At 63.9% G+C, this 7,997-nt stretch carries 3 protein-coding genes; 1 reads left to right on the top strand and 2 read right to left on the bottom strand.

Annotation, left to right across the window (positions count from 1 at the left end):
* Positions 1-684 precede the first annotated feature (684 nt).
* The gene (gene acnB, locus DK366_RS04675) at positions 685-3,276 is read right to left on the bottom strand and encodes a bifunctional aconitate hydratase 2/2-methylisocitrate dehydratase (protein WP_109124377.1); all 2,592 of its coding nucleotides are present in this window, start codon (positions 3,274-3,276) and stop codon (positions 685-687) included.
* 587 nt (positions 3,277-3,863) lie between these two features.
* Here acnB and acnA point away from each other — a divergent pair.
* Positions 3,864-6,614 (top strand): aconitate hydratase AcnA, encoded by a 2,751-nt coding sequence (acnA, locus tag DK366_RS04670; protein WP_109124376.1) that lies wholly within the window; start codon positions 3,864-3,866, stop codon positions 6,612-6,614.
* Between the two features lie 823 nt (positions 6,615-7,437).
* On the opposite strand, the gene DK366_RS04665 is transcribed toward acnA, so the two are convergent.
* Positions 7,438-7,893 carry a nuclear transport factor 2 family protein gene (locus tag DK366_RS04665; protein ID WP_109124375.1) on the bottom strand — a complete coding sequence of 152 codons (456 nt, stop codon included), beginning with the start codon at positions 7,891-7,893 and terminating at the stop codon, positions 7,438-7,440.
* Positions 7,894-7,997 lie beyond the last annotated feature (104 nt).

Below are 7,997 nucleotides of genomic sequence, written 5' to 3'. Positions count from 1 at the left end.
CGCGCCGGCCTCTTTTTTGGGCTCGGCCCCCTGGGTGCGCTAGGCCCCAATCAACACCCCTGTCTCCCCCCGGTCGCGCACAGGGTGCGCTCCCACAAAAAGCGGGCCATTTCACGCAAAGAGAAAGGGCGGCATTCGCAGCCCATCCCGACACCTTGCGAGGCTTGCTGCGCGATAGACGGGACCCTTCAACCCGCACCTCGCGCTTTTTTTGTAGGAGCGCACTTGTGCGCGACAAGCCACCACCGCGGAGCGCCAACATGTGACGGTCGCCCACAAGTGGGTTCCTACAAAAGGACGGGTGTGCCTGATAGTCACGCAGTGCTCTTCTGTGGGAGCGCACCCTGTGCGCGACGGCCGAAGCGAACACCCGGCGATCCCGCCGTCGCGCACAGGGTGCGCTCCCACAAAAGCGGGCCATTTTTCGCAAAAGAAAGGGGGCATTCGCAGCCCACCCCCGACACCTTGCGAGGCTTGCCACGCGGTCGATATGTCCCTTCAACCCGCACCTGGCGTTTCTTTGTAGGAGCGCACTTGTGCGCGACAAGCCACCACCACGCAGCGCCGGCATGTGGCGGTCGCCCACCAGTGGGCTCCTACAGGGGGATTGTGCGCTTGATGGTTGCGCAAAAAGAAAGGGCGGCTTTCGCCGCCCTTCCCTGCATCTTGCGATGCTTACCGCGATCAGGCGGTGACCGTGTTGGCCACGTCCTGGTAGTCGGCGATCTGATCGAAGTTCAGGTACTTGTAGATCTTCTCGCCATTGGCGTCGATCACGCCGATGTCGGTCATGTACTCGGTCTTGGTCGGGATACGACCCAGGCGCGAGCAGATGGCGGCCAGTTCGGCCGAACCCAGGTACACGTTGGAGTTCTTGCCGAGGCGGTTGGGGAAGTTGCGGGTGGAGGTGGAGAACACCGTCGCGCCTTCGCGTACCTGCGCCTGGTTGCCCATGCACAGCGAGCAACCCGGCATTTCCATGCGGGCGCCAGCGGTGCCGAGCACGCCGTAGTGACCTTCCTCGGTCAGCTGCTGCTGGTCCATCTTGGTTGGCGGAGCCACCCACAGCTTGGTCGGGATGTCGCGCTTGCCTTCCAGCAGCTTCGACGCTGCCCGGAAATGACCAATATTCGTCATGCACGAACCGATGAACACTTCGTCGATGGTGGCACCGGCCACGTCGCTGAGGGTCTTCACGTCGTCCGGATCGTTCGGGCAGGCCACGATGGGCTCATGCACGTCGGCCAGGTCGATCTCGATGACGGCGGCGTATTCGGCGTCGGCATCACGCTCCAGCAGCTGCGGGTTGGCGAGCCATGCTTCCATCGCCTTGATGCGGCGCTGCAGGCTGCGCGGGTCCTTGTAGCCCTGCGCGATCATGTACTTCAGCAGCGTGATGTTGCTGTTGATGTATTCGATGATCGGCGCCTTGTCGAGGTGCACGGTGCAGCCAGCCGCCGAACGCTCGGCCGATGCGTCGGACAGCTCGAACGCCTGCTCCACCTTCAGGTTCGGCAGACCTTCGATTTCCAGGATGCGGCCGGAGAAGATGTTCTTCTTGCCCTGCTTGGCCACCGTGAGCAGGCCTTGCTTGATGGCGTAGAGCGGAATCGCGTTGACGAGGTCACGCAGGGTGACGCCCGGCTGCAGTTCGCCCTTGAAGCGCACGAGCACGGATTCGGGCATGTCCAGCGGCATCACGCCGGTGGCGGCAGCGAAGGCCACCAGGCCCGAGCCGGCCGGGAACGAAATGCCGATCGGGAAACGCGTGTGGCTGTCGCCACCGGTGCCGACGGTGTCGGGCAGCAGCATGCGGTTGAGCCAGCTGTGGATCACGCCGTCGCCCGGACGCAGCGAGATGCCGCCACGCGTGCTGATGAATTCCGGCAGCGTGTGGTGGGTCTTCACGTCCACCGGCTTCGGGTAAGCCGCGGTGTGGCAGAACGACTGCATGACCAGGTCAGCCGAGAAGCCCAGGCAGGCCAGGTCCTTCAGCTCGTCGCGGGTCATCGGGCCGGTGGTGTCCTGCGAACCCACCGAGGTCATCTTCGGCTCGCAGTACGTGCCCGGGCGCACACCCTGGCCTTCCGGCAGGCCGACGGCGCGGCCAACCATCTTCTGCGCCAGCGTGTAGCCCTTGCCGGTATCGGCCGGCTGCTGCGGCAGGCGGAACAGCGTGGAGACCGGCAGGCCCAGCGCTTCACGCGCCTTGGCGGTGAGGCCACGACCGACGATGAGCGGGATGCGGCCACCGGCGCGCACTTCGTCGAACAGCACGTCGGACTTCACCTGGAACTCGGCGATGACTTCGCCGTTCTTCAGTGCCTTGCCTTCGTACGGACGCAGCTCGACCACGTCGCCCATGTTCATGTTGGACACGTCGAGTTCGATCGGCAGCGCGCCGGCGTCTTCCATGGTGTTGTAGAAGATCGGGGCGATCTTGCTGCCCAGGCACACGCCGCCGAAGCGCTTGTTCGGGATGAAGGGGATGTCTTCGCCCGTGAACCACAGCACCGAGTTGGTGGCGGACTTGCGGCTGGAACCGGTGCCGACCACGTCACCCACGTAGGCAACCAGGTGGCCCTTTTCCTTCAGCGATTCGATGAAGGCGATGGGACCGCGCTTGCCGTCTTCTTCCGGCTGGAACGGGGCACCGTCGCGCTTGTTCTTCAGCATGGCCAGCGCGTGCAGCGGGATGTCCGGGCGCGTGGTGGCGTCCGGGGCCGGCGACAGGTCGTCGGTGTTGGTTTCGCCCGGTACCTTGAACACGGTGATGGTCAGGCTTTCCGGCACTTCCGGCTTGCTGGTGAACCACTCGGCGTCGGCCCAGCTCTGCAGCACGGCCTTGGCGTTGGCGTTGCCCTTGTCGGCCTTTTCCTTGACGTCGTGGAAGGCGTCGAACATCAGCAGCGTGTGCTTGAGCGCGTTAGCGGCGACGGTGCCGATCTGCGCGTCGTCGAGCAGCTCGATCAGCGGATGGATGTTGTAGCCGCCCAGCATGGTGCCGAGGAGTTCCGTGGCCTTCTCGCGCGAAATCAGCGCGCAGGTTTCGGTGCCGAATGCCACGGCCGCCAGGTACGAAGCCTTGACCTTGGCCGCATCGTCCACGCCAGCCGGCACGCGGTTGGTGATCAGGTCGACGAGGAACGCCTCTTCACCCGCCGGCGGGTTCTTGAGGAGTTCGATCAGGTCAGCGGTCTGCTGGGCCGACAGCGGCAGCGCGGGGATTCCCAGCGCGGCGCGCTCGGCGACATGTTGGCGGTAGGCGTTAAGCATGTGGTCTCGTCCGGTGAACTTGGATCAAAGAGGCAGCGGGCGATGGCTTGCGCCATCGCTGCGGAGAATCGCCCAGGGGGAGAGGTTCCGCGTGGCCGCTGCCGGCGTTCGACAAGGCGCAAGGCCTTGTCGCCATGCCGTTTTTGGCGGCATCACAGCACGCTATTTTGCCAGCCGGAGCCGTTGTGCCGCAACGCAAGACAACGCTTCCGGCAGCGTTCGAAATCTTGCAATGCAGATGTGCGGCAATCCCCATTCGGGTCTCTTGCGGACCCTGGCTTTTGGCCCAAACTGAATGGTGTGCATGGAAATGGAGAGGAAGCTTGCCCCGGTCTCCCAGCTCGTCATCCCGGCGCAGGCCGGGATCCAGTGACTTTGATTGGCGGCTTTCGCGACACCCCATCGCGGTCGCTGCTGGATGACCGGACCTTCGTCCGTTGAAAAGCGCCTCCGGCCTTCGCCGGAATGACGGGAATGAAAGCCGGGGCCAGTCAACGGACTTTGCAATTCCCCTCACGTTTCCTGCCCTAGGATCCCCGAGTTACGCGTTCGCGCGTTCGCAGACTCACGCAACAGGAGTTAGTCCCATGCTGGATTCATTCGCCACCCGCGACACCCTCACTGTCAACGGCAGCCAGTACAACATCGCCAGCCTGACCAAGCTTGGCCAGCGCTTCGACCTCAAGACCCTGCCCTACTCCCTGAAGATCCTCCTGGAGAACCTGTTGCGCCACGAGGATGGCGTCAACGTGACCTCGAAGGAAATCGAGGCCGTCGCCAACTGGACCGCCAAGGCCGAACCCGATACTGAAATCGCTTTCATGCCGGCCCGCGTGGTGCTGCAGGATTTCACCGGCGTGCCCTGCGTGGTGGACCTGGCCGCCATGCGCGACGCCGTAGTGAAGCTGGGCGGCGACGCCAAGCAGATCAACCCGCTGGCGCCGGCCGAGCTGGTGATCGACCACTCGGTGCAGGTGGATGTGTACGGTTCGGAATCCGCGCTGGAGAAAAACGTCGAAATCGAATTCCAGCGCAACCAGGAACGCTATGCCTTCCTGCGCTGGGGCCAGAAGGCGTTCGACAACTTCAAGGTGGTGCCGCCGCGCACCGGCATCGTGCATCAGGTGAACCTGGAGCATCTTGCCCGCGTGGTGTTCACCGCGAAGAAGGACGGCGCCGACTGGGCTTATCCGGACACCGTGTTCGGCACCGACTCGCACACCACCATGATCAATGGCATCGGCGTGCTCGGCTGGGGCGTGGGCGGCATCGAAGCCGAGGCCGCCATGCTGGGCCAGCCGTCGTCCATGCTGATTCCGCAGGTGGTCGGCTTCAAGCTGACGGGCAAGCTCTCCGAAGGCGTCACCGCCACCGACCTGGTGCTCACCGTGACGCAGATGCTGCGCAAGCTCGGCGTGGTGGGCAAGTTCGTTGAATTCTTCGGCAGCGGCCTGAAGCATCTTGCGCTGGCCGACCGCGCCACCATCGGCAACATGGCGCCGGAATACGGTGCAACCTGCGGCATCTTCCCGATCGACCAGGAAGCGCTGAACTACCTGCACCTGTCTGGCCGCAGCGACGAGCAGATCAAGCTGGTCGAAGCGTACGCGAAGGCACAGGGCCTGTGGCACGACGAAAACGCCATCGAGCCGCGCTTCACCACCACGCTGGAATTGAACCTTGCCGACGTGAAGCCCTCGCTCGCCGGCCCCAAGCGTCCGCAGGATCGCGTGCTGCTGGAAGGCGTAAAGAAGAGCTTCGAAGACGCCGTGGGTCCGCTCACTGCCAACCGCAAGCCGCGCAACGACGAGACCTCGGCGTTCATCGCAGAAGGTGGCTCGTCGGCTATCGGCAATCCGGCGAACGACCTGACCAACGGCGGCGTGCGCGTCACCAAGGATGGCGAATCGTTCAAGCTCGATGACGGTTCCGTGGTCATCGCCGCCATCACCTCGTGCACCAACACGTCCAACCCGAGCGTGATGCTGGGCGCGGGCCTGGTGGCGAAGAAGGCAGCAGCCAAGGGCCTGAAGGCACAGCCGTGGGTGAAGACATCCATCGGCCCGGGCTCCAAGGTCGTCACCGACTACCTTGAAAAGACCGGCTTGCTGAAGGAACTGGAAAAGGTCGGCTTCTACGTCGTCGGCTACGGCTGCACCACGTGCATCGGCAACTCCGGCCCGCTGCCGCAGGAAATCAGCCAGGGCATCGCCGAGGGTGATCTCGCGGTGGCATCGGTGTTGTCGGGCAACCGCAACTTCGAAGGCCGCGTGCATCCGGAAGTGAAGATGAACTACCTGGCCTCGCCGCCGCTGGTGGTCGCCTATGCGCTGGCCGGCACGCTCAACGTGGACCTGACCAAGGACCCGCTGGGCACGGGCAGCGATGGCAAGCCGGTGTACCTGAAGGACATCTGGCCGACCAACCAGGAGATCTCGGACATCGTGGGCAGCGCCCTCAACCCGGAGATGTTCGAGAAGAGCTATTCGGACGTGTTCAAGGGCGACACGCGCTGGAACCACATCGCCTCGCCGGATGGCGACGTGTACAAGTGGGACGCCTCCACCTACATCAAGAACCCGCCGTACTTCGAAGGCATGAGCAAGGAGCCGGGCACCATCGACGATGTGCACGGCGCTCGCGTGCTCGGCCTGTTCGGCGATTCCATCACCACCGACCACATCTCACCGGCCGGCTCGATCAAGAAGGACAGCCCGGCGGGCCGCTTCCTGATCAGCAAGGGCGTGGAACCGAAGGATTTCAACTCCTACGGCTCGCGTCGCGGCAACGACGACGTGATGGTGCGCGGCACCTTCGCCAACATCCGCATCAAGAACCTGATGCTCGATGGCGTGGAAGGTGGTTACACGCTTTATGTGCCGAAGAACGAACAGCTGGCCATCTACGACGCCGCCATGAAGTACAAAGCGGACAAGACGCCACTGGTGGTGCTGGCCGGCAAGGAATACGGCACCGGCTCGTCGCGCGACTGGGCAGCCAAGGGCACGCTGCTGTTGGGCGTGAAGGCCGTGATCGCCGAAAGCTTCGAGCGCATCCACCGTTCGAACCTGGTGGGCATGGGCGTGCTGCCGTTGCAGTTCGAAGACGGCCAGAACGCGCAGTCGCTGGGCCTGACCGGCAAGGAAACCTTCGACATCACCGGCCTCAACGGCGGCGAGTCGAAGACCGCCAAGGTCACCGCCCCCACCGACGATGGCAAGCAGAAGGAGTTCACCGTGAAGGTGTTGCTGCTCACGCCGAAGGAGCGCGAGTTCTTCCGTCACGGCGGCATTTTGCAGTACGTGCTGCGCCAGCTGGCGGGGAAGAAGGCGGCGTAAACCGTCAGCGGGTCGCCTGATGAAAACGCCGCCCTCGGGCGGCGTTTTTTTTGCGCACCCTGTGCGCGACAACCCAACGGAGCGGTGCCCTTTCGCGGGACGGTCGCGCACAGGGTGCGCTCCCACATTGCTCTGATCTACGACGACATTCCGCTCTCATGTAGGAGCGCACTTGTGCGCGACCACCGGACGACTCAGTGCCGGCCACGCAGCGGTCGCCCGCAAGCGGGCTCCTACAAAAAGATGGCGTACTGAAACCGTTAGCGGAACACCTGTTGAAAAACGCCGCCCCCGGGCGGCTTTTTTTTCGCCCCATCTTCCGGAAACCTCAACGGTGGGAGCGCACCCTGTGCGCGACAACCCAACGGAGCGATGCATGTCAGGGGGACAGTCGCGCACAGGGTGCGCTCCCACATTGCTTCGCTCTACGACGACATTCCGCTCTCATGTAGGAGCGCACTTGTGCGCGACCACCGGACGGCTCAGTGCCGGCCAGGCGCCGGTCGCCCGCAAGCGGGCTCCTACAAGAAGATGGCGTACTGAAACCGTTGGCAGAACGGAAAAAAAGCTGCCCTCAGGCGGCTTTTTTTCGCCCCACCTTCCGGAAAACTCAACTGTGGGAGCGCACCCTGTGCGCGACAACCCAACGGAGCGATGCATGTCAGCGGGAAAGTCGCGCACAGGGTCCGCTCCCACATTGCTCCGCTCTGCGCCGATGCTTTGCTCTCATGTAGGAGCGCACTTGTGCGCGACCACCGGACGGCTCAGCGCCAGCCAGGCGCCGGTCGCCCGCGAGCGGGCTCCTACAGGGAGATGGCGGTTATCAGGTGCCCTGCCCGTCGGCAGTCCAGGTCGCCGAATAACAGCGCCATTCGCTCCCCTCTTTACGCCACGCCGTCTCGACCTGATACACGCCGATATGCGCGGGCAGCATCTTGCCTCCGCTGGTCAGCGTGACGGTGAAACGCGCAACGTAGCGGTCGCCGTTCTGCTCCACGGCAATCGGGCCACTCAAGGCATGGATGGACTCGCCCCGCAGCGCCGCCACATGCAGCAGGTCGATCAGCTGGCTGCGCTCCATGGCGCCGTTGTTGCCGTTGAAGTCGTCGCTCAACACGCCGGACAGTGCCGACGCATCGGCATGCTCGGCGGCGCGCTCCGCCATTTCTACGCCTTGCCGCACCCGACTTTCGTCGGGCGTGCGATGGCAGGCGGTCATCCCCATCATCAGGAGCAGGCAAACCAGCAGATTTGCAAGCAATTTATGGCTTGGCGGCATCAAGAATCCTCGTTGCGGCGCGGCTTGCCGCTATACGCGGGCGTATGCTCCAATGCCGCGTCATCATCTTGCCCTACGTTAACGCCGGGCCGATACATACAGGA

This window comes from Dyella sp. C11 (assembly GCF_003121485.1).
In the GTDB taxonomy this organism is placed as follows: Bacteria; Pseudomonadota; Gammaproteobacteria; order Xanthomonadales; family Rhodanobacteraceae; genus Dyella.
This window is presented reverse-complemented; position numbering and strand designations above follow the sequence as displayed.